This is a genomic window from Kribbella sp. NPDC023972 (assembly GCF_040639075.1).
Classification (GTDB): Bacteria; Actinomycetota; Actinomycetes; order Propionibacteriales; family Kribbellaceae; genus Kribbella.
Window position 1 is genome coordinate 13,513 of the sequence record NZ_JBEZZH010000003.1, and the last position, 20,497, is coordinate 34,009.

The window sequence follows — 20,497 nt, forward strand, 5'->3', positions numbered from 1 at the left end:
GGTCGTGAACACCGGCACGCTCTACCAGTGAGGGTTCGACGTGGCCGTCGAACGCAAGAAGATCCTGCTCCGGCTGGATCCCGTGGTGCATGACGCGTTGGCCCGCTGGGCGGCCGATGATCTGCGCAGCACCAACGCCCAGATCGAGTACCTGCTCCGCCGGGCGCTCGCAGACGCCGGCCGGCTCCCGTCCGGGGTCGGCAAGATGCGCAAGCCGGGCCGCCCGTCCACGGAGGAAGACGATGAGTAGAACCGATGCCTCAGGCAACCATCTCACCGTGGTCCGCGGTGCCGGCGGGACGCTGCCCCGCCGGCCGCCCGTTCGTCGCCCCCGGGTTGCCGCCCTGGGCCGGGTCAAGCCCCCGGAGGCCTTGACCGCAAGGCTTTTCCTGCTCGCCTACGACCCGTCGACGGGACGGCTGACCGGCCGGTGGACGAAGCTGGGCCGCATCCTCCGGGCTGCCGCGCTGGTCGATCTCCAGCTACGCGGAAACCTTGCCGACGTCGAGCGCTATCGCGTCCTCGGTCTGTTCCCGGCTGACCGCATCACCCTGCGGCATCCGCTGGTACGACGCCACGTGCTGCGCAACGCGACCGACACCCTCCGGTCGTCCCGGCTCGTCACCCGGGTCGACCTCCGCGACGCCGCGGTCGTCGTACTGGCGGCGACCGGTGATCTGCGCACCGTCCTGACCAAGGATCAGCGCACCCGGCATAGGGACCGGCTCGCCCAGCTCGCAGTCCGGGTCGGCCCGGTCGTACCCGCGCTGAAGAAGGCGCTCCAGCAGTCCCACACGGCGGCGGCCGGATGAGCCCGTTGATCTTGTGACCCCGAGGGGCGCTATGGTTCGTTACTCAAGTAATGAACCTAAGAACCTAATGGCCACTGAGGCCTGCTGCCCGTGAGAGGAGGCCGTGATGTTCGATGACCGCAGCCCGATCTATCTGCAGATCGCCGAGCAGATCAAGAACGACATCGTCACCGGCGCCCTCGCCGAGGACGAGCAGGTGATGTCGACGAACCAGTACGCGGCGTTCTACCGGATCAACCCGGCCACCGCGGCGAAAGGGTTCGCCCAGCTGGTCGACGAGGGTGTGCTCTACAAGAAGCGCGGGATCGGGATGTTCGTCAGCCCGAAGGCGCGTGACCTGCTCCGCACCAACCGGCGCGACTCGTTCTTCGCCGACGTGGTCGACCCGATGATCCGTGAGGCCCAGGCCATCGGCGTACCGCTGAAGGACGTCGTCCAGCACATCACGACCTACGGAGACGCGTGATGACCAACCGCACCCTGGAAGCCACCGACCTCGTCACCGAGCCGGAGACCGCGTATGCGCTCGCCGCGCGGACCGAGAACCTGTCCGTCCGCTTCGCCGGCGTACCCGCGCTGGACCGGCTCGACCTTCGGCTGGCGCCGGGGAAGATCCACGGCCTGCTCGGCCGCAACGGCTCGGGTAAGAGCACTCTTGCCGCGACCCTGGCCGGCTTCCGGCAGCCCGACGAGGGCCGGGTCCTGATCGAGGGCGGCGACCTCGGTACGGCGGCCGAGCCGTACGAGAACGCGGTCGTCACCAGCCGGGTCTGCCTGATCCGTGAGTCGGGTGACCTGGTCGACGCGGCGTTGGTCAGACATGTGCTCGGGTTGGCCGCGAGCCTGCGCCCGTACTGGGACAGTGAGCTCGCCGGTGACCTGCTCGATCGGTTCGAGGTGCCGACGACCAAGAAGGTGCAGAAGCTGTCCCGCGGTAAGAAGTCCGCGCTCGGGGTCGTCCTCGGGCTGGCCAGTCGCGCGCCGCTGACCATCTTCGACGAGACCTACCTGGGCATGGACGTGCCGTCCCGCAACCTGTTCTACGACGCCTTGCTCGCCGACTACGCCGAGGTGCCGCGCACGATCGTGCTGTCGACGCACCTGGTCAGCGAGGTCAGCACGATGCTCGAGGAGGTTCTCATCCTCGACAACGGCCGGCTCGTCACCCAGTCGCCGGTGGACGCACTGCGCGGTCGCGGTGCCTCGATCGTCGGCCCGACCGCGGTGGTCGACGAGTTCACCGCCGGGTTCACCGTGCTGGCCGAGGAGAAGCTCGGCGGTACCAAGTCCACCACCGTGCTGGGCGACCTCGATCCCGACCTGCTCGCCCAGGCACGCGCCGCCGGTCTCGAGGTCGGGCCGGTCGGTCTGCAGGACCTCTTCGTCCACCTCACGTCCAGCGGCAAGGGAGCGCGCCGATGAGCGCCGTACTCGAGCACGCCCTGCCCCGGGGTGTCACCGTGACCCACCGGCTGCGGCAGGTGTTGCTGGCGATGATGACCGGCACCCGGCAGATGCTGGTCGGCTACTGGGCCGTGATGCTGGTTTCGTTCCTCGCGGTGGGGATCGCGTTCAAGCTCGCCACCGGCGGGATCGACCACAGCATGTGGGACTACGGCACCCAGTCGCCGAAGTACTTCTCGATGGCGCTCGGCATCACCCTCACCCCGGCGTACTTCAGCCTGCTCATCTCCCAGGGCGTCACCCGGCGGATGTTTTCCGTTGCCGCAAGCATCTATCTCACCGGGGCAGCGACCGCGACCGCGCTGTTGTGGGTGCTGGTGTACCAGGCCGAGCACCTGCTCTACCGGTCACAGGGCTGGTCGCAGACGTTGGCGAACCCGCACCTGTTCGGCGCCACTTCCGAGGCCGGGCTGATCTTCACCGAGTTCTTCCTGCTGGTCCTGTCGCACGAGGCGGCCGGCTGGCTGCTCGGCATCACGTTCTACCGGTTCGGCTTCTGGCGCGGGGTGGTGATGCTGCCGCTCGCGGTGGTCCCGGCCGCGGCCGCCGAGTTCCTGTTGATCGCTCAATGGCTCGCCGACGCCTTGAACAGCATCGGCTATCAGCGTCCGCCACTGGCTGTCGCCGTACCGTCGATCATGGTGGTCAGTGCGCTCGGGTTCTCCGTCGGCTATCGTCTGCTGCGGCCGATGGCACTGAAGCCTGCGAAGGGTTGAGACCCCGGGGTTATGCACAGGGGGTGTGTATAACCGAGGCGATTTCTGTGGATGGTGGCGGCATCGCTGTGGATGACACGCGGTCGCTGGCGAATTGACGAAATCTCTAGGCAGGAAGGGTTGTGCGGCCCTCGAGACGGCGGTAGAACTGTCGACACGCCGCTTCTGATCTGAGCGGCGGGTCGAACGGAAACCGAGGACCCTTGCGGTGGGGATCCCCACCGAGGTAGACCGGTGACGGGGTCTGCCGGCCCCACGGATTCGTTCGGGAGGCTGGAGACGTCACCTTCCTTCAGCTATTGCGGGCCCCTCCGACTCATACTCGGAGGGGCCTCGCTTCTTTGTTCTCAGCGGCACCCGGCAGTGTCGTTGACAACCGAGAAGCCGGCCGGCGCACAGGACGAAGGTGCGCCGGCCGGCCGTCCGGGGCTCACCGGGTCGCGAGCCCCGAAGGGTGGTTCAATCAGTTGAGTGTGATCGTCAGCGCCGAGGAGGAGCCGCGGGCCGGTACGTGCACCTCCACTCCGCGGGTCGTGGTGACGAGCTGGTACGACGCCGAGCGTCCGTCCAGCGTGACGCTCTTGACTGTCGCTCCGTCAGGCAGGACGGCGCCGATGGTGAACTTCGCCGCGACACCCTTCACCTCGACGTCGGTCCGCAATTCCTTACCTGCAAGGCGTGCGGACACATCGACCGATCCCCGGCCGAGCCGGATGTTGCTCCCGGCCACCTTCTGCTGGCCTTCCGGAAGTTGCGGAATCACGGCGACCTTGCCGTGCCCGAGATCCGGCGCAACACCCAGCTGCTGGTGCACCACCGGCCACAGGATGCCGTACGCACCCCACGCCTGGAGTGACATCGAGCGGTCGTAGAACGGCCGGCCGATGTTCGCCGGCGAGTCGGGTGACGGTGCGATCTCCGGCATCGCGCCCGGCGTCTCCCACACCGTCGGGTCGAGCTGGATCCGGGCGTTGCCGGTCGTGTAGACCTGCTGCTGGTCCGTGCCGAGGCGCCCGAAGTTGCCTTCGGCAACCGCCATGATCGAGGTGTTCAGGCCGAACATGGCCCGCTCGCTCTGGATCTCGGAGACGATCGGATCACACGACTCACCACGGTTGCCGCCCGGAGCGGATGTCGGTCCGGTGCCGGTGTGGAACAGGCCGAATTCCCCTGTGTAGCAAGGCCTCTCGCGCTGTTCGAGCGCGATCGCCCCGTGCTTGGCAGAGGCCAGTGGCGAGGCCGGCTGACCGGGCCGGGTCAGGACCGCCTCCATCGGCGTCACCCCGATCCAGTGCCGCTGGAAGATCGGCGTGTTGTCGTTCGCGGAGTTGTCCGGGTCGTCGACCGAGTCGGCGTACCCCATGGCCTGCGGGACCCACCACTGCGCCTCGAAGCGTGCCTCGAGATCGTTGGCGCGGGCGGTCGCCCACTGCTGGACCGAGGTGTCCTGCTTGGACGCGGCCAGGTCGGCCAGGTCGCGCAGACCGCGGGCGAGGTAGACGGTGCTGTCCAGCTTCTCGACACCCATCCCGCTGCGCTCGACGTTCGCCAGGCCTTCCGGCCAGCCGTCGCCGTCCTTGTCCAGTTCGCGATAGACGTAGCGCAGGTTGCGGACGCTGAAGTCGTACATCGAGTCGCGGAACCTGTCGTCGCCGGTCCACCGCCACAGCAGCGCGACCGCACTCGGGAACTTCACGGTCTCGTCGGTGTTACCCGCGCTCTGGTTGGAGCCGAAGTACACGTCGCCGGTCGGGACCACCTCGTGCGCGACCTTGCCGCTGCGGTTGTTGAGGATGTCGCTGATGTCCCGCAGCGCGCGCAGGTGCTCCTTCACCGTGTCGAACTGACCGGCCGCGACCGCGGCGAACGCCATGTACTCACCGTCCGTCGCGAAGATCCACGGGTAGTCCGGGAAGCCCGCGCCGAACCAGCGCGCCGTCTCGACAGTGCCGGCCGGCGCCGGGTAGTCCTTGCCCTCGTTGACGTCGCGGATCCGCAGGTTGCGTGCTTCCTGCACGGAGTCGGCCAGGTTCTGCTTGCTCCACTCGACGCTCTGCTGCAGCAGCCGGTCACCGGGCAGATCCACCGCAGACATGCTGTCGATCTCTTTGCGCTCCCGGGTCTTTGCCTTCAGCAACGCATCCGGACTGCTCAGGGCACGGCGGTACTCACGGTGCGCGGCGGACACACCGTTGTCCGAGCCGGCCACAGCGAACCAGATCGTCTTCGACCTGCCTGGCGTGAGCTCCACGTCGTACGTGAGCCGCCCGCCGGTGCCCTTGCCGACCAGCGAGTCGTCGCAGCGTGCCGGCGTCGTACCTTCGGCCGGGCAGATCACGGCCGGATCCTGCGGGCCGCGGTGGTCCGGGCCCAGGGCGTGGCTCGTCGGACGCAGGGACGAACCGACGAAGGCGGCATAGTCGTGCGCGGTCGCGTTCGGGTACGACGGCGTGCCCTGCTCGCGGAACCGCAACGAGCCGTCCGTGTAGGCGCCCGTGTCGGGCAGGTTCGCGTCAGCCGCACTCGGCGTCGTCCACCCCCACGGGTACGACGCCATCAGCTCGGAGTGCGCGTCCACGTCGAGCTTGACCGTCTTCGCCGTACTGGACTGCAGCGTCAGGCCGACGAGGGTCGCCCGAATGCCGTCGGGGACGAAGTCGGTACGGCGTACGCGCACGTCGCCGGCGTACTCGATCCGGCTGTAGCCGTGGCCACTGGTGTATTTCTGCGCCGCCACGTCCTTACCGAGCCATGCGCCGTCGAGCCCGAACCACAGGCCGTCGAGGAGCTTGATCGGCTGGGTCCAGAAGCCGCCCATCTCGCCGCGGATGTGCCAGCCGGCGGCAGGGTAGAGACCGGTCTCGTCGCCCATCGCGTAAGCCCGGTCGCCGACGACCAGCGACCGGCGGTCGGCCAGCCGGGTCGTTTCCGACAGCTCCGAAGGTTGGATGGTGGTTCCGGTAGCCGTGGTCGGCGGGCTGGATCCGGCGGTGGCGGAGGCGGTACCGGCCAGGATGGTGGCTGCGGCGAGCAACGTGACGCCGGCCGTTCGTCTGGCCCGGCGGGGTGGGGCGGTGCGTCTTGGGCGGGGAGTCATTGGCGGAATCCTCCTTCTCGCGGCGGGCGTGCACCGCATCAGCCAGGGGCTGAGCTACCCCTGATCACCAGTTCGGGTTGCAGCAGGCGTTCAGCCGGTACGCCGGTCGTCGTACCGGTCAAGCTCGGTGTCTCGGTGAGAATGGCGATCAGCTCGGAGGCGATCTGGTCCATCGGTTGCCGCAGGCTGGTCAGGCCGGGGGAGACGACCGACGCCAGTGGAGAGTCGTCGAAGCCGGTGACGCCGACGTCGACGCCGGGAACCAGACCGCGGTCGCCGAGCACACGGAGTGCGCCGAGGGCGAGAATGTCGCTCAGGGCAACGATTCCGTCCGGCGGCTGGGCGCTGTCGAGCAGCGCGGCGGTGGCCCGGGCACCTTCGTCGATGGTGTCTTCGCGACAGCGCATGGCCAGTCCACTGGTGGGCAGGCCGAGTTCTTTGCAGCGGCTGCGCCAGCCGGCCAGGCGGTCCTCGGCCAGGCCGGACGACTTCGGCCAGCTGAGGAAGGCGATCCGCCGGCGGCCAGTCTCGTACAGGTGCTGCACCGCCATCGCCGAGCCGGCCGCGCCGTCGACGTCGACCCACGGTCCGGGCTGGGTGCTCTGCTTCCAGACGCGTCCGAAGGACACGAACGGGATCTGCTTGTCCTTCAGCCAGCCGTGCCGTGGGTCGTGTGTCTCCGTCTGCGAGAGCACGAAGCCGTCGACCAGGCGGCGTGCGTGCAGGTCGTCGTACACGGGCATGCCCTCGACCGCGGCCGGGGCGGTGAACAGGAGGATGTGCCGGCCCGTCGTCTCCGCGGCGGCGCACAGCGCGTGCAGGAACTGGTCCATCACCAGATGGGTCTGGTTCGGCCAGCTCGGAACGCAGTAGCCGATCAGCTCGACGGCGCTGGTGCGCAGGCTGCGGGCATTACTATTGGGCCGGTAGTTGAGCAGCTCGATGGACCGATTCACCCGTTCGAGCGTGTCCGGCCGGAGGCGATGCGGTGCGTTCAACGCGTTCGACACCGTCTGCACCGACACCTCGGCGTGGGCGGCGACCTGCTTCAACGTAGCCACAGCAACCTCCCACGAACGTTTTGAACGTTAAAAACATCCGCAGTGTCCCTCTCAGCCCCCGCCGTGTCAACGCCTCGGCGGTCCGCCGCCGACACCTTTCCGGAACATCGCTGCCAGCCAGTGGCAGTGATGTTCCGGAAAGGTGATCAGGCGGTGTGGCCGCCGTCGATGGTCAGTTCGGTGCCGGTCATGAAACTTCCGTGCGGGCCGGCCAGGTAGGTGATGGCGGCGGCTACCTCGGTGGGGGTGCCGAAGCGGTCCAGGGCCAGGTCGGCGATCTGGGCCGCGGCGAACGGGCCGTCCGCCGGATTCATGTCGGTGTCGGTCGGGCCGGGCTGGACGACGTTCGACGTGATGCGGCGGGGGCCCAGTTCACGGGCGAGACCCTTGCTCAGGCCGATCAGGGCGGACTTGCTCATCGCGTACAAGGTCATGCCGGGGCTGGTGACCCGGCCCGCGGCACAACTGCCGAGGTGGATCAGCCGGCCGCCGTCGGACATCCTCGGTACGGCGGCTTGCGCGGCGGCATAGACCCCACGGATGTTCACCGCCAGCACCCGATCCACGTCGTCCAGGGTGATGTCGCCCAGCGGGCCGATCGCGCCGACACCCGCGTTGTTGACCAGGATGTCGAGTCCACCGAGTTGGTCCGCGGCCCGGTTGACGCCGTCCGCCACCGCGACCGCGTCGGCCGCGTCGACTTCGAGGGCGTACGCCGTACGTCCGAGTGCTTCGATCTCCTTCACCACCTTCGCTGCCGCGTCCGGAGAGCTGTTGTAGGTCAGCGCGACATCCGCCCCGCGCTCTGCCAGCGCGATCGCGGTAGCCGCTCCGATCCCGCGGCTGCCACCGGTCACCAGCGCCTTCTTGCCAAGTAGTTCGTTCATGCCTTCAAGTCCACCGTGCGCGCGGCCCTGACTCTGGCGGGAATACGACCCCGGTTCCTGGCGTCGCATTCCCGCTATACCTCCACGTCGCAAAACCGCTAGAGACTGTCGGTGCGGCCAGGGATGCTGGATGACGTGTACGAATGCCGAGAGCGGTGTATCAGGGCGGTCCAGTCGAAGGACGCGCGCTTCGACGGGTGGTTCTTCACCGCGGTGCTGACGACGAAGATCTACTGCCGGCCGAGTTGCCCGGTGGCGCCGCCGAAGGTCGAGAACATGCGGTTCTACCCGAGCGCCGCCGCCGCTCAGCAGGCCGGTTTCCGCGCCTGCAAGCGCTGCCGCCCGGACGCCAGCCCGGGATCGCCGGAGTGGAACGACCGTGCCGACCTCGTCGCCCGCGCGATGCGGCTGATCGCGGACGGCGTCGTCGACCGCGACGGCGTACCAGGACTCGCGGCCCAGCTCGGGTACAGCGTTCGCCAGGTGCAACGCCAGCTCCAGGCCGAGCTCGGTGCGGGGCCGCTCGCGCTCGCCCGGGCCCAGCGTGCACAGACCGCCCGCCTGCTGATCGAGACCAGTGAGCTGCAGATGGCCGATGTCGCGTTCGCCGCCGGGTTCTCCAGCGTCAGGACGTTCAACGAGACGGTGCAGGAGGTCTTCGCCCTCGCGCCGACCGAGCTGCGCGGCCGGGCCAGAAGGGGCACGACGACCTCCGCGCCGGGCACGATCTCGCTGCGACTCCCGTTCCGCGCACCGCTGACTCCGGACAACCTCTTCGGTCACCTGATCGCGACCGGCGTACCGGGCGTGGAGGAGTGGCGCGACGGTCACTACCGACGAACCCTTCGGCTCCCGCACGGCCACGGTGTGGTCGCGTTGAAGCCGATGCCCGATCACATCGCCTGCCAGTTGTCCCTGACCGACCAGCGTGACCTGGCGATCGCGATCAGCCGCTGCCGCCGGATGCTCGACCTCGATGCCGACCCGGTCGCGGTCGACGACCTGCTGAGCAGCGATGTGGTGCTCGCGCCGCTGATCGCCAAGGCGCCCGGCCGCAGGGTTCCGCACACTGTCGACGGTGAGGAGTTCGCCGTCCGCGCCGTGCTCGGGCAACAGGTGTCGACCGCGGCCGCCCGGACCCACGCACACCGGCTCGTGCTGCAGCACGGCGAGCCGATCGAGGACGCGGGTGGTGGGCTCACCCATCTGTTCCCGACGACCGAGGCGCTGGCCGGTCTCGATCCGGAAACCCTCGCGTTTCCGAAGTCCCGGCGTACGACGCTCACCACCCTGATCGCAACGCTCGCGGCCGGTGAGATCGACCTCGGCGCCGGCAGTGACTGGGACAGGGCGCGGACACAACTGTCCGCGCTGCCGGGGATCGGGCCATGGACGGTCGAGTCGATCGCGATGCGTGCTCTGGGCGACCCGGACGCGTTTGTGGCCAGTGATTTGGGTATCCGGTACGCGGCCCGTGACCTAGGCTTGCCCGAAGCCCCTCGACCTTTGACCGCCCACGCACGCGCGTGGCGGCCATGGCGTGCGTACGCGGTGCAGTACCTGTGGGCCACCGGCGACCACGCCATCAACAAGATCCCCGCGGAGTGACCATGACCGAGTTGTCGTTGTCCACTGACCGTCTCGTGCTGCGGCAGTGGCGTGAGTCCGACCGTGAGCCGTTCGCCGCGCTGAATGCGGATCCGGCGGTGACAGAGCACTTCCTGGCGCCGCTGACGCGGGAGCAGAGCGACGACCTCGTCGACCGGCTCGCGGCGTCGATCGACGAGCGCGGCTGGGGCTTCTGGGCGGTGGAGGTCCGCGAGACCGGAAGATTTGTCGGATTCACCGGACTGTCGGTGCCTGGCTTCGAGGCGCACTTCACGCCCGCGGTCGAGATCGGGTGGCGACTCGCGAAAGAGGCCTGGGGCAACGGTTATGCGACCGAGGCGGCCAGGGCGGCGCTGGCGTACGGCTTCGGCCCGGCCGGGCTGGAGGAGATCGTCTCGTTCACCTCGACCACCAACATGCCGTCCCAGCGGGTGATGCAACGGATCGGGATGACGCACGACGAGGCCGACGACTTCGACCACGTCCGCCTCCCTGATGGGCACCCGCTGCAGCGCCACGTCCTCTACCGGATCAACCGCGCCCAGTGGGAGGCGACACGGTGACGTACGCCGTGATGGACAGCCCGCTCGGTCCGCTCACGCTCGTCGAGGTCGGCGACAGGCTCGCCGGCGTCTACATGGAGCAGCACCGCCATCGCCCGGCGATGGAGACCTTCGGCCACCGCGACGACTCCGTGCTGCCCGTGGTCGCCGAGCAATTGACCGAGTACTTCGAGCACGGACGTACGACGTTCGACGTACCACTGCACCTGGCGGGGACGCCGTTCCAGCAGCGCGTGTGGACGGCCCTGCAGGACATCCCGTACGGCGAGACGACGACGTACGGCGAACTCGCCCGAACGCTCGGCCTGGTCCCGGGCGCATCGCGGGCGGTGGGCCTCGCCAACGGGAAGAACCCGATCAGCATCATCGTTCCGTGCCACCGGGTGGTCGGCTCGACCGGCAACCTCACCGGGTACGGCGGCGGCCTCGAAAGGAAGCAGGCCCTGCTGGACCACGAGCGCGGCGACGCACTGTTCTAGGCCCTAAAAAGTGCTCATTCGGTGAGCACTTATCGGGTGCATTCTTTAGGTATGAGCACACCGACTGATGCGAACGCGCTGGACCTGACCGTGGACGAGTGGCGAGCCTGGCTGGCGGCGAACGGGCGGGTGGAGCGTTCGGTCTGGCTGATCGTGCATCGCGACGGGCCCGGCCCGAAGCTCGCGGAGGCGGTCGATCACGCATTGTGCTTCGGCTGGATCGACAGCAAGACCGTGAAGCGCGACGACAAGACGACGTACCAGTGCTTCACGCCGCGGAACCCGCGCAGCACCTGGAGCAAGGTCAACCGCGAGCGGGTCGAGCGCCTGACCGCGGCGGGCCTGATGGACCCGGCCGGTCAGGAGCTCGTCGACCTGGCCAAACGCACCGGCACCTGGGACCTCCTCGCCGACGCCCAGAACCTGATCGTCCCCGCCGACCTGCAGGCCGCGCTCGCCCGGAATCCTCAAGCGGACAAGCACTTCCACGCCTTCCCGCCGTCCGCCCGCCGCGCGATCCTCGAGTGGATCACCCTCGCCAAACGCCCCGACACCCGAGCCCGCCGCATCGAGCAGACCGTCACCCAAGCCGCCCGCAACCAACGCGCCAACCAGTGACCACTCGAGGTCAGGTCGGGGTGTTGGCGGGGTCGTCGAGGCGCTCGGCGGCCGGCGGGGCGGCGGGCGTCTGCGTGCGGTTCGTCAGGCGGCGGGCGATCGGTTCGGTGTAGCGGGCGGCGATCGGGCCGAGGATGACCAGGATCAGCACGTACGCCGTCGCCAGCGGGCCGAGCCGGGGTTCGACACCCACCGCGAGACCGGCGATGACGATGGAGAACTCGCCGCGGGCGACCAGCGTTCCGCCGGCTCGCCAGCGACCGGCCGTCCCCACGCCGGCCCGGCGGGCGGCGTACCAGCCGGTGGCCACCTTCGTCAGCGCGGTCAGCGCCGCAAGCCCCAGTGCGATGGCGAGCACCGGCGGGATGTCCCGGGGATCGGTGCTCAGTCCGAAGAACACGAAGAACACCGCGGCGAACAGGTCCCGCAGCGGACTCAGCAGGTTCCGCGCGCCATGGGCGACCTCACCCGACAACGCGATCCCGACCAGGAACGCGCCGACCGCCGCCGACACCTGCAGTTGCTGTGCGATGCCCGCGACCAGCAACGTCAGCCCGAGGACGACGAGCAGCAGCATCTCAGGGTTGTCCGACGACACCGCCCGGCTGATCACCCGGCCGTAGCGCAACGCGACGAACAGTACGACGCTGACCGTACCGAGCGAGATCAGCAACGTGATGCTGCCACCCGCCAGGCCGACGCCGGCGAGCAGCGCGGTCAGGATCGGCAGGTAGATCGCCATCGACAGATCCTCGAGCACGAGAATCCCCAGCACCACCGGGGTTTCCCGGTTACCGAGCCGGCCCAGGTCGCCGACCACCTTGGCGATCACGCCCGATGACGAGATCCAGGTGACACCGCCGAGTGCGACCGCGGCGACCGGCCCCCACCCGAGCAGCAAGGCGACCGCCGCGCCCGGCAACGCATTGAGCAGGAAGTCCACCCCACCCGACACGTACTGCGTCTTCAGCGTGCCGACCAGGTCGCTGGCGGTGTACTCCAGGCCGAGCAGCAACAGCAGCAGGATGACGCCGATCTCGGCGCCGGTGGCAACGAACTCCTCACTTGCTGCCAATGGCAACAAGCCGCCGTGCCCGAAGGCCAGGCCGGCCAGCAGGTAGAGCGGAATCGGTGAGAACCCGAACCGGCCGGCGATCCGCCCGAGGATGCCGAGGACAAGGATGACCGCGCCCAGCTCGATCAGCAGGGCGGTGATGTTCTCGTGCATGTCACCCGCCCGCGATCAGGTCGTAGACAGCGTCGACGCCCTCGCGGGTGCCGACGACGACGAGGGTGTCGCCGGTCGCGAACCGGAAGTCCGGTGTGGGTGACGGGGTCGCACCGGTCCGCCGCAGGACCGCGACGATGGACGCACCGGTCCGGCTGCGGGCCTGCGTGTCGCCGAGCGTGCGACCGGAGTACGGCGACTTGGCCGTGACCAGGATGTGCTCGGTGACCAGGTCGATCTCGATCTCGCCGTGGACCGGGTCGATCTGCGCCGGGAACAGCAACTGGGCGAGGGCGGCCGCCTCGCCCGGATCCAGCGGGACGGAGTCCTTGCAGTTGTCGTCGTCATCGGGATCGTGGAAGCCGAGGAACCGCCGTCCGTCGTTGTGCACCACCACCGAGACGTGCTTACCGCCGTCGGTGGTCAGGTCGTACCGGGTACCGATGCCGGGCAACGTCGTCCTGGTCGGGTGGGCCTGCTGGTCCATGATTCCTCGATCCGCAATAGCTGGCGTCTGCAACCATTATCCCAAATTCGACGGCATGTCCGGCGCTGACCTGTGATCCAGGCTGCAATCAGGTGCAGTGCAACGCGTTGCATAGATAGGCTGCGGGGCATGGCCCTGGAACACGCGATCCTCGTCTCGCTGACCGAGCGGGCCGGCTCCGGTTACGAGCTGGCCCGGCGGTTCGACCGGTCGATCGGGTATTTCTGGCCGGCCACCCATCAGCAGATCTACCGGGTGCTGCGCCGGATGGACGAGGCCGGCTGGGTCCGGCACACCGAGATCGCGCAGGACGGCCGCCCGGACAAGAAGGTGTACCGGGTGTCCGCGGCGGGCAGGGCGGAGCTCACCCGGTGGCTGGCCGAGCCGGAGGATCCCGCCGTACTGCGGGACGGCCTGGGCGTGAAGCTGCGTGGTGCGTCGCTCGGTGATCCGGGCGTCGTCCTGAAAGAGGTCGAGCGGCACCGGGCCGAGCACGCCACCCGCCTCGAGGTCTATCGCGGCATCCAGAGAAGAGACTTCCCGAAGCCGGCCACGCTGCGCGGCCGGGACCTGCACCAGTACCTCGTCCTCCGCGGCGGCATCCGGGCGGAGGAGTCCTTTGTGGACTGGTGTGACGAAGTGATCGACGCCCTCCGGAAGGACCATTCATGAACGAGCGTAGCGAGTTCATCATCAAACACAGCGCGCCTCGTGTCTCATCCGCGCCCGGAGCGAAGCGAGGACGTGGATGAACAGCTACCCGCACCTGCTCGAGCCTCTGGATCTCGGGCATGTGGTGCTGCCGAACCGGGTGATCATGGGGTCGATGCACACCGGGCTGGAGGACCGGGGGAAGGATCTGCCGAAGCTCGCCGCGTACTTCGCCGAGCGGGCGCGCGGCGGTGTCGGCCTGATGGTGACCGGCGGCTACGCGCCGAACCGGACCGGCCGGCTCACCCCGTTCGGTTCCACGCTGACCAGTCGCCGGCAGGCCCGTCGGCACCGGATCGTCACCGACGCGGTGCACGCCGAGGGCGGCCGGATCGCGCTGCAGATCCTGCACGCCGGGCGCTACGCGTACCACCCGTTCAGCGTCTCCGCCTCGGCGATCAAAGCCCCGATCAACCCGTTCAAGCCGCGCGCCCTGACCGACCGCGGCGTCCGCCGGCAGCTCAAGGCGTACGTCGACTGCGCGGCGCTGGCCCGGGAGGCCGGGTACGACGGCGTCGAGATCATGGGATCCGAGGGGTACTTCATCAACCAGTTCCTGTCCGAGCGCACCAACCAGCGGACCGATCGCTGGGGCGGCAGCCCGGAGAACCGGCGCCGGCTGGCGGTCGAGATCGTCCGGCGCACCCGCGAACGCGTCGGCGACGATTTCGTCATCATCTACCGGCTGTCGATGGCGGACCTGGTCGAAGGCGGTCAGACCTGGGACGAGGTGGTTGCGCTGGGCAAGGAGATCGAGGCGGCCGGCGCGTCGATCATCAACACCGGCATCGGCTGGCACGAGGCCCGGGTTCCGACCATCGTGACCTCGGTGCCGCGCGCGGCGTTCACCGGCGTGACCGCCGCGTTCAAGCCACATGTCGACATCCCGGTCGTCACCTCGAACCGGATCAACCTGCCGCAGGTCGCCGAGGAAGTGCTGGCGCGCGGCGACGCCGACCTGGTCAGCATGGCCCGGCCGTTCCTGGCCGACCCGGACTGGGTGCTGAAGGCAACCACCGGCCGGGCCGACGAGATCAACGTCTGTATCGCCTGCAACCAGGCGTGTCTGGACCATGTCTTCGCCAAGCGGAAGGCGAGCTGCATGGTCAACCCGAGGGCGGCCCGCGAGACCGAGCTCCAGCTGCTGCCGACCCGTCGTACCAAGAACATCGCGGTCGTCGGGGCCGGACCGGCCGGGCTGGCCGCGGCGGTGACGGCGGCCGAGCGCGGCCACTCGGTGGAGCTGTTCGAGGCCGCCGACGAGATCGGCGGCCAGTTCGGGATCGCCCAGCGGATTCCCGGCAAGGAGGAGTTCGCCGAGACGATCCGGTACTACCGGCGCCGGCTCGACCTGACCGGCGTCAGACTCCACCTCGGCCGCCGCGCGACCGTCGAGGACCTGACCGGCTTCGACGAGATCGTCCTGGCCACCGGCGTCGTCCCGCGCGTCCCGGCCATCCCCGGCATCGACCACCCGAAGGTCCTGTCGTACGTCGACGTCGTCCGCGACCGCAAGCCGGTCGGCGCCACCGTCGCGGTGATCGGAGCGGGTGGGATCGGCGTGGACGTCAGCGAGTTCCTCACCACCGAGGCATCGCCTGCTCTCGACCTGGAGGCGTGGAAAGCGGAGTGGGGTGTGACCGATCCGACTTCGGCGCCCGGCGCGCTCACCAAGCCGCGACCTGAGCCGTTGCCACGGCAGGTCTACCTCCTGCAACGCAAGGCCGGGAAGATCGGCGCCGGCCTCGGCAAGACGACCGGGTGGGTTCACCGTGCGGCCTTGAAGAACAAGCAGGTCGAGCAACTCCGCGGCGTCAACTACGAGTGCATCGATGACGACGGCCTGCACCTGACCTTCGGGCCGCAACGCGAGAACCCCCGCGTTCTGGACGTCGAGAACATCGTCGTCTGCGCCGGTCAGGAGTCGGTTCGCGACCTCGCCGACGCGCTGCGCGACGCCGGGCGCCCGGTCCACGTGATCGGTGGCGCGGACATCGCCGCCGAGCTCGACGCCAAACGAGCGATCGACCAAGCCACCCGGCTGACTCTCACTCTCTGAGGCTGTCCACGGACAGAGAGCGAAGCTGACAGCTCAATTAAGGTAAGGCTATCCTCTCCTCCATGCGGGAGAAGGTGGGGCTGGCTGGGGACGACCTGCGTCTCGGCTATCACGGCAAGCGAGTGGTCGACGACGCGTCGCTGCGGATCGAGGCGGCCAGTGTCACCGCGCTGGTCGGTCCGAACGGCAGCGGGAAGTCGACGCTGCTGCGTGCCCTGGCACGCCTGCACCAGCCCGATGGCGGCCGGATCACCTTCCCGGACGGCGTGAACGCGCTCGACCTGTCCGCGAAGGAGTTCGCCCGCAAGGTCACCCTGCTGTCGCAGTCGCGGCCGACTCCCAACGGTGTGAGCGTGCGCGAGGTCGTCGGGTACGGCCGGCACCCGCATCGCGGGCGCTGGCGGGCCGACGACCCGGACGGTCAGCGGGCCATCGACCACGCGATGGCGGTCACCGGGGTGACCGCGATGGCGCAGCGTTCGGTCGACGAGCTGTCCGGTGGCGAGCTGCAGCGCGTGTGGCTCGCGACCTGTCTGGCGCAGGACACCGGCGTCCTGCTGCTCGACGAACCGACCACGTTCCTGGATCTGCGCTACCAGATCGAGATCCTCGACCTGATGCGTGAGCTCGCCGACTCCCACGGGGTCGCGGTCGGCGTCGTACTGCACGACCTGAACCAGGCCGCGGCGGTCGCGGACCGGATCGCACTGCTCGATCAGGGGCGGGTTCGTGCGACCGGTACGCCGGAGGAGGTGCTCGAGGCGGACGCGCTGACCGAGACCTACGGCATCCGGATCGAGGTCGGCACCGACCCTGCCACCGGTTTCGTCTCCACCCGCCCGATCGGCACACACCTAAGAGGGCGTGTGTGATGGTCCCCCGCCTACTGCGCGGCACTCGGCACGGCATCTCGCCGCACTGGAGCAAAGGCCACGATGGAACCACATCGAGGCCTTTACTCCAGCGCGCCGAGCTACCGCACCGAGCACCTGCTTGCTACGGCGCTGGACCATCACACACGCCCAGCCGCGTCACAACCATCTGAGGTCAACTGATGAAGAGAACCACCGCCCTGCTCGCCGCTGCCCTGTTCGCGCTGACGGCCTGCGGGACGAGCGAACCCGCCACCACCGACGCCGGGGCGCAGACCACCGCCCAGCCGGTGTCGGTCACCGACGCGCGGGGCAAGAAGATCGCCCTGAAGGCGCCCGCGACCAAAGTCGTCGCGCTCGAGTGGAACGCGATCGAGAGCCTCGTCACCCTCGGCGTGAAGCCGGTCGGTGCCGCCGACACCAAGGGATACGGCAACTGGGTCACCGCCGAGAAGCTGGACCCGTCGGTCAAGGACGTCGGCACCCGTGGCGAGTCCAGCGTCGACGCGATCGCCGCGCTCAGCCCCGACCTGGTCATCACCACCACCGACGAGTCGGCGAACTCGATCGCCCAGTTCGAGAAGATCGCACCGGTGCTGGTGATCCGCGGTTCGGACGCGACCAAGCCGATCGCGCAGATGAAGACCAACCTCGAGCTGATCGGCGCCGCGGTCGGCAAGGCGGACCAGGCCAAGCAGCTGAACGCCGACTTCGACAAGGCGCTTGCCGAGGGCAAGCAGAAGATCGCCGACGCGGGCAAGGCCGGCGAGACCTTCACCATGTCCGACGGGTGGAAGCAGGGCAGCACGATCTCGATCCGGATGTACACCACCGGTTCGCTGCTCGGCGCGGTCGCCACCGAGCTGGGGCTGAAGAACGGCTGGACCGGCGCCGGTGACAAGGACTACGGCCTGGCCCAGACGGACCTCGAGGGACTGACCAAGCTGAAGGACGGCAACTTCCTCTACATCGCCAACAACGCCGACGGCGGTGACGTGTTCGGCGGCGACCTGGCCAAGAACGCGATCTGGAAGAACCTGCCGTTCGTGAAGAGCAACGACGTGCACCGGCTGCCGGACGGCATCTGGATGTTCGGCGGCCCCAAGTCCACCGAGCAGTTCATCGACGCGGCCGTCCAGGCAGTCACCTCTTGACCCAGGTGACCGCCCCGGGACCTGATGTCCAGGTCCCCGAGGCTCTGCAGCCGGTACGGCGGTTGCGGGTGGCGAGCGTGTTCGTCATCGCCGTCGCCGCCGTCGTACTGCTGGCTGCCGTGCACCTCACCCAGGGCACGTCGTCGGTCAACGCCGGTGACCTGCTCCGGTTGCTGGCCGGGCAGGGCACGGACAACTCGGCGAACGTGCTCATCGCGTCCCGGTTGCCCCGGCTGCTCGCCGGCGTCCTGGTCGGGGTGGCGCTCGGCTTCGCCGGCGCCGGCCTGCAATCGCTGGCACGGAACCCACTCGCCTCGCCGGACACGTTGGGGGTCAACGCCGGGGCGTATCTCGCGGTCGTGGTCGTGGCCGCGTTCGGGGTTTCGTTGCCGGTGCTGCCCGCCGGGGGAGTCGCCTTCCTCGGCGGGCTGGCGGCCGCCGCCCTGGTGCTCGCGTTGTCGGCCGGCGGCTCGTCCGGGCCGACCCGGCTGATCCTGGCCGGCTCGGCGGTTGCGATGGCGTTGGCCGGGGTCACGACGCTGCTCCTGCTGCTCTACCGGGAGGAGACGGTGGGGACGTTCGCCTGGGGAGCGGGCACGCTGGTTCAAACGGACCTGACCGCGATCACCCAAATGACCCCGGTCGTGGTTGTAGGCATCGTCGCATCGTTGCTGTTGGCACCGAAACTGGACATCCTGGCCCTCGGCGACGACACCGCGTCGGTGCTGGGAGTTCACGTACGACGGGTGCGGGTGCTGATCACTCTGGTCACGGTGTCGTTGTCGGCCGCCGCGGTCACGGTCGCCGGCCCGGTCGGGTTCGTCGGGCTGGTCGCACCGGTGCTGGTGCGACTGATCGCTCCGCTGGTGCCTGGGTTGCTGCGGCATCGCGTACTGCTTCCGTTGAGCGGGCTGGCCGGCGTACTGGTCGTTCTCTGTGCGGACGTCGTACTCCGGGCCGCGCTCGGCGGTCAGGCCGGCGTGGAGATCCCGACCGGTGTGATGACGATGATGGTCGGTGCGGCCGTGCTGGTGTGGCTGGCGCGACGATATCGCGACTCGGGACCGAGCCGGACGCCGGGTGGGGCGAGTTCGGGTTTCCGCAGCCGGCGGACGTTCTGGATCGTCACGGGTGTGCTCGTCGTACTGCTGGTCATTGTCGGCCTCCTGGCGATGCTGGCCGGTGACGCGTTCCTGCGGACCGGCGACGTCGTGAACTGGATCACCGGGCGGTCGGGCCGGGCCATCACCTACGTGCTCGATCAGCGGTTCCCGCGGGTGGTGTCCGCCGTGCTGTGTGGCGCGGCCCTCGCGATCGCGGGTACGACGGTCCAGGCGGTGTGCCGCAACCCATTGGCCGAACCGGGGATCCTCGGGATCACCGGCGGCGCCGGGGTCGGCGCGGTGATCACACTGGTACTGTTGCCCTCAGCAAGTATCTGGTTGTTGTCGGGGGTCGCCGCGGTGGGCGCGCTGGGGACGTTCATGGTGGTCTACCTGGTGTCGTGGCGGGGCGGTCTCAGTTCGGATCGGCTGGTTCTCATCGGTGTGGGGGTGTCGTCCGGTGCGACCGCGATCATCACGCTGCTGATCGTCGCCACCGATCCGTGGAACCTCAGCATGGCGATGACGTGGCTGTCCGGCAGCACGTACGGGCGGACGTTGCCTCAGGTCGCGCCGGTCGCGATCGCGCTGCTGGTGCTCACGCCGCTGATCGTCCACACCCGGCGCGAACTCGATCTGCTGGCGCTGGACGACGACGTACCGCGGATCCTCGGCGCACGGCTCGAGCGCACCCGGTTGACCGCGTTGCTGTGCGCGGCGTTGCTGACCGCGGCGGCCGTCTCCGCGATCGGTGTGGTCGGCTTCGTCGGGCTGGTCGCCCCCCACGCGGCCCGGGCTCTGGTCGGCGGGCGGCACGCCCGGATCCTGCCCGTCGCCGCGTTGCTCGGCGCGATCCTGGTCAGCGTCGCGGACAGCCTCGGCCGCACGCTGCTGGCCCCTGCACAGATCCCGGCGGGCCTGCTCACCGCCCTGATCGGCGCGCCGTACTTCGTCTACCTGCTCTGGCGGACCCGGGTCCCGAACCGCTGATCAGCCCGCGGAAGCTTTTGCGGCTGCCTTCTTCTGCTGCTTGAACTCGCGGACCTTCATCAGCGAATCCGCGTCGATGACATCCGCAACCGACCGGTAGCCGTCGAGCGCGTAGTCTCCCGCGACAGCCTCCCAGCCCTCCGGCCGGACGCCGAGCTGCTTGGCCAGCAGCGCGACGAAGATCTGAGCCTTCTGCTTGCCGAAGCCGGGAAGCTCCTGCACGCGCTTGAGCAGCTCCTTGCCGGTCGTCGGCTCGGTCCACAGCCGCGTCACGTCACCGTCGTACCTGGACTCGACCAACGCGGCCAGCTCCTGCAAGCGGGCAGCCATCGAACCGGGGAACCGATGGATCGCCGGCGGCTGGGAGCACAGCTCCTTGAACTCTTCTGGATCGGCGGCCGCGATCGCCGCCGGATCGAGGGTGCCGAACCGGCTGAGCACCTTCCAACCGCCCCGGAAGGCGTGCTCCATCCCGTACTGCTGATCCAGCATCATCCCGAGTACGACGGCGAACGGGTACTCGTCGAGGACACGGTCGGCGTCCGGCTGGTTGGCAATCTGGAAGCCCATCACCGCATCATCTCACGG

General features: G+C 68.9%; 20 protein-coding genes. 14 read left to right on the top strand and 6 right to left on the bottom strand.

The genetic code is table 11. The annotated features are described in order from the left end of the window. The first annotated feature begins 40 nt into the window (after nucleotides 1-40). The 5 genes from AB0F43_RS13045 to AB0F43_RS13065 all read left to right on the top strand — a co-directional run bounded on the left by AB0F43_RS13045 (nucleotide 41) and on the right by AB0F43_RS13065 (nucleotide 2,992). Nucleotides 41-250, top strand: coding sequence for a hypothetical protein (locus AB0F43_RS13045; RefSeq protein WP_360474578.1), 210 nt, complete (start codon nucleotides 41-43; stop codon nucleotides 248-250). After that, on the top strand, nucleotides 243-812 hold the full coding sequence (locus AB0F43_RS13050; RefSeq protein ID WP_360474581.1) for a GPP34 family phosphoprotein: 570 nt from the start codon (nucleotides 243-245) through the stop codon (nucleotides 810-812). The genes AB0F43_RS13045 and AB0F43_RS13050 overlap by 8 nt, the downstream gene beginning before the upstream one ends. 106 nt (nucleotides 813-918) lie before the next feature. Continuing rightward, nucleotides 919-1,278: a GntR family transcriptional regulator gene (locus AB0F43_RS13055; RefSeq protein WP_360474584.1), complete on the top strand. Its 360-nt coding sequence runs from the start codon at nucleotides 919-921 to the stop codon at nucleotides 1,276-1,278. Continuing rightward, on the top strand, nucleotides 1,278-2,234 hold the full coding sequence (locus tag AB0F43_RS13060) for an ABC transporter ATP-binding protein (protein ID WP_360474588.1): 957 nt from the start codon (nucleotides 1,278-1,280) through the stop codon (nucleotides 2,232-2,234). Before AB0F43_RS13055 ends, AB0F43_RS13060 begins: the two co-directional genes overlap by 1 nt. Beyond that, on the top strand, nucleotides 2,231-2,992 hold the full coding sequence (locus AB0F43_RS13065; RefSeq protein ID WP_360474590.1) for a hypothetical protein: 762 nt from the start codon (nucleotides 2,231-2,233) through the stop codon (nucleotides 2,990-2,992). The genes AB0F43_RS13060 and AB0F43_RS13065 overlap by 4 nt, the downstream gene beginning before the upstream one ends. 463 nt (nucleotides 2,993-3,455) lie before the next feature. Here the strand turns inward: AB0F43_RS13065 and AB0F43_RS13070 are convergent, their stop codons facing one another. The 3 genes from AB0F43_RS13070 to AB0F43_RS13080 form a co-directional block, all read right to left on the bottom strand. Continuing rightward, entirely contained in the window at nucleotides 3,456-6,089 is a 2,634-nt protein-coding gene (locus tag AB0F43_RS13070; RefSeq protein WP_360474593.1) for a glycogen debranching protein, read from the bottom strand. Nucleotides 6,090-6,127: 38 nt separating this feature from the next. Further along, nucleotides 6,128-7,150 (bottom strand): LacI family DNA-binding transcriptional regulator, encoded by a 1,023-nt coding sequence (locus AB0F43_RS13075; RefSeq protein ID WP_360474596.1) that lies wholly within the window; start codon nucleotides 7,148-7,150, stop codon nucleotides 6,128-6,130. Nucleotides 7,151-7,296: 146 nt separating this feature from the next. Beyond that, nucleotides 7,297-8,037 carry an SDR family oxidoreductase gene (locus AB0F43_RS13080; RefSeq protein ID WP_360474599.1) on the bottom strand — a complete coding sequence of 247 codons (741 nt, stop codon included), beginning with the start codon at nucleotides 8,035-8,037 and terminating at the stop codon, nucleotides 7,297-7,299. A 123-nt stretch (nucleotides 8,038-8,160) separates the two neighbouring features. Between AB0F43_RS13080 and AB0F43_RS13085 the strand changes: the two genes are divergently transcribed. The 4 genes from AB0F43_RS13085 to AB0F43_RS13100 are packed head-to-tail and all read left to right on the top strand — an operon-like array spanning nucleotide 8,161 to nucleotide 11,305. Continuing rightward, complete coding sequence (locus AB0F43_RS13085) at nucleotides 8,161-9,645, top strand: AlkA N-terminal domain-containing protein (protein ID WP_360474601.1); 1,485 nt, start codon at nucleotides 8,161-8,163, stop codon at nucleotides 9,643-9,645. Between the two features lie 2 nt (nucleotides 9,646-9,647). Continuing rightward, nucleotides 9,648-10,208 (top strand): GNAT family N-acetyltransferase, encoded by a 561-nt coding sequence (locus AB0F43_RS13090; protein ID WP_360474604.1) that lies wholly within the window; start codon nucleotides 9,648-9,650, stop codon nucleotides 10,206-10,208. Next, the gene (locus tag AB0F43_RS13095; protein ID WP_360474607.1) at nucleotides 10,205-10,687 is read left to right on the top strand and encodes a methylated-DNA--[protein]-cysteine S-methyltransferase; all 483 of its coding nucleotides are present in this window, start codon (nucleotides 10,205-10,207) and stop codon (nucleotides 10,685-10,687) included. The genes AB0F43_RS13090 and AB0F43_RS13095 overlap by 4 nt, the downstream gene beginning before the upstream one ends. Nucleotides 10,688-10,738: 51 nt before the next feature. Continuing rightward, nucleotides 10,739-11,305 carry a YdeI/OmpD-associated family protein gene (locus AB0F43_RS13100; protein ID WP_360474610.1) on the top strand — a complete coding sequence of 189 codons (567 nt, stop codon included), beginning with the start codon at nucleotides 10,739-10,741 and terminating at the stop codon, nucleotides 11,303-11,305. A 10-nt stretch (nucleotides 11,306-11,315) separates the two neighbouring features. On the opposite strand, the gene AB0F43_RS13105 is transcribed toward AB0F43_RS13100, so the two are convergent. Together AB0F43_RS13105 and AB0F43_RS13110 are read right to left on the bottom strand one after the other, a co-directional pair. Next, the gene (locus AB0F43_RS13105) at nucleotides 11,316-12,533 is read right to left on the bottom strand and encodes a cation:proton antiporter (RefSeq protein WP_360474613.1); all 1,218 of its coding nucleotides are present in this window, start codon (nucleotides 12,531-12,533) and stop codon (nucleotides 11,316-11,318) included. Between the two features lies 1 nt (nucleotide 12,534). Continuing rightward, on the bottom strand, nucleotides 12,535-13,020 hold the full coding sequence (locus tag AB0F43_RS13110) for a TrkA C-terminal domain-containing protein (RefSeq protein WP_360474616.1): 486 nt from the start codon (nucleotides 13,018-13,020) through the stop codon (nucleotides 12,535-12,537). Nucleotides 13,021-13,149: 129 nt separating this feature from the next. Between AB0F43_RS13110 and AB0F43_RS13115 the strand changes: the two genes are divergently transcribed. The 5 genes from AB0F43_RS13115 (at nucleotide 13,150) to AB0F43_RS13135 (ending at nucleotide 19,909) form a co-directional block, all read left to right on the top strand. Then, on the top strand, nucleotides 13,150-13,692 hold the full coding sequence (locus AB0F43_RS13115; RefSeq protein ID WP_360474619.1) for a PadR family transcriptional regulator: 543 nt from the start codon (nucleotides 13,150-13,152) through the stop codon (nucleotides 13,690-13,692). A 76-nt stretch (nucleotides 13,693-13,768) separates the two neighbouring features. Then, nucleotides 13,769-15,790 (top strand): NADPH-dependent 2,4-dienoyl-CoA reductase, encoded by a 2,022-nt coding sequence (locus AB0F43_RS13120; protein WP_360474622.1) that lies wholly within the window; start codon nucleotides 13,769-13,771, stop codon nucleotides 15,788-15,790. Between the two features lie 62 nt (nucleotides 15,791-15,852). After that, a complete protein-coding gene (locus AB0F43_RS13125; protein WP_360474625.1) occupies nucleotides 15,853-16,662 on the top strand; it encodes an ABC transporter ATP-binding protein in 810 nt (269 codons plus the stop codon). Between the two features lie 182 nt (nucleotides 16,663-16,844). Further along, nucleotides 16,845-17,816 (top strand): iron-siderophore ABC transporter substrate-binding protein, encoded by a 972-nt coding sequence (locus AB0F43_RS13130; protein WP_360474628.1) that lies wholly within the window; start codon nucleotides 16,845-16,847, stop codon nucleotides 17,814-17,816. A 5-nt stretch (nucleotides 17,817-17,821) separates the two neighbouring features. Further along, a complete protein-coding gene (locus AB0F43_RS13135) occupies nucleotides 17,822-19,909 on the top strand; it encodes an iron ABC transporter permease (RefSeq protein ID WP_360476772.1) in 2,088 nt (695 codons plus the stop codon). Here the strand turns inward: AB0F43_RS13135 and AB0F43_RS13140 are convergent, their stop codons facing one another. After that, nucleotides 19,910-20,479, bottom strand: coding sequence for an HhH-GPD-type base excision DNA repair protein (locus AB0F43_RS13140; RefSeq protein WP_360474631.1), 570 nt, complete (start codon nucleotides 20,477-20,479; stop codon nucleotides 19,910-19,912). Nucleotides 20,480-20,497 lie beyond the last annotated feature (18 nt).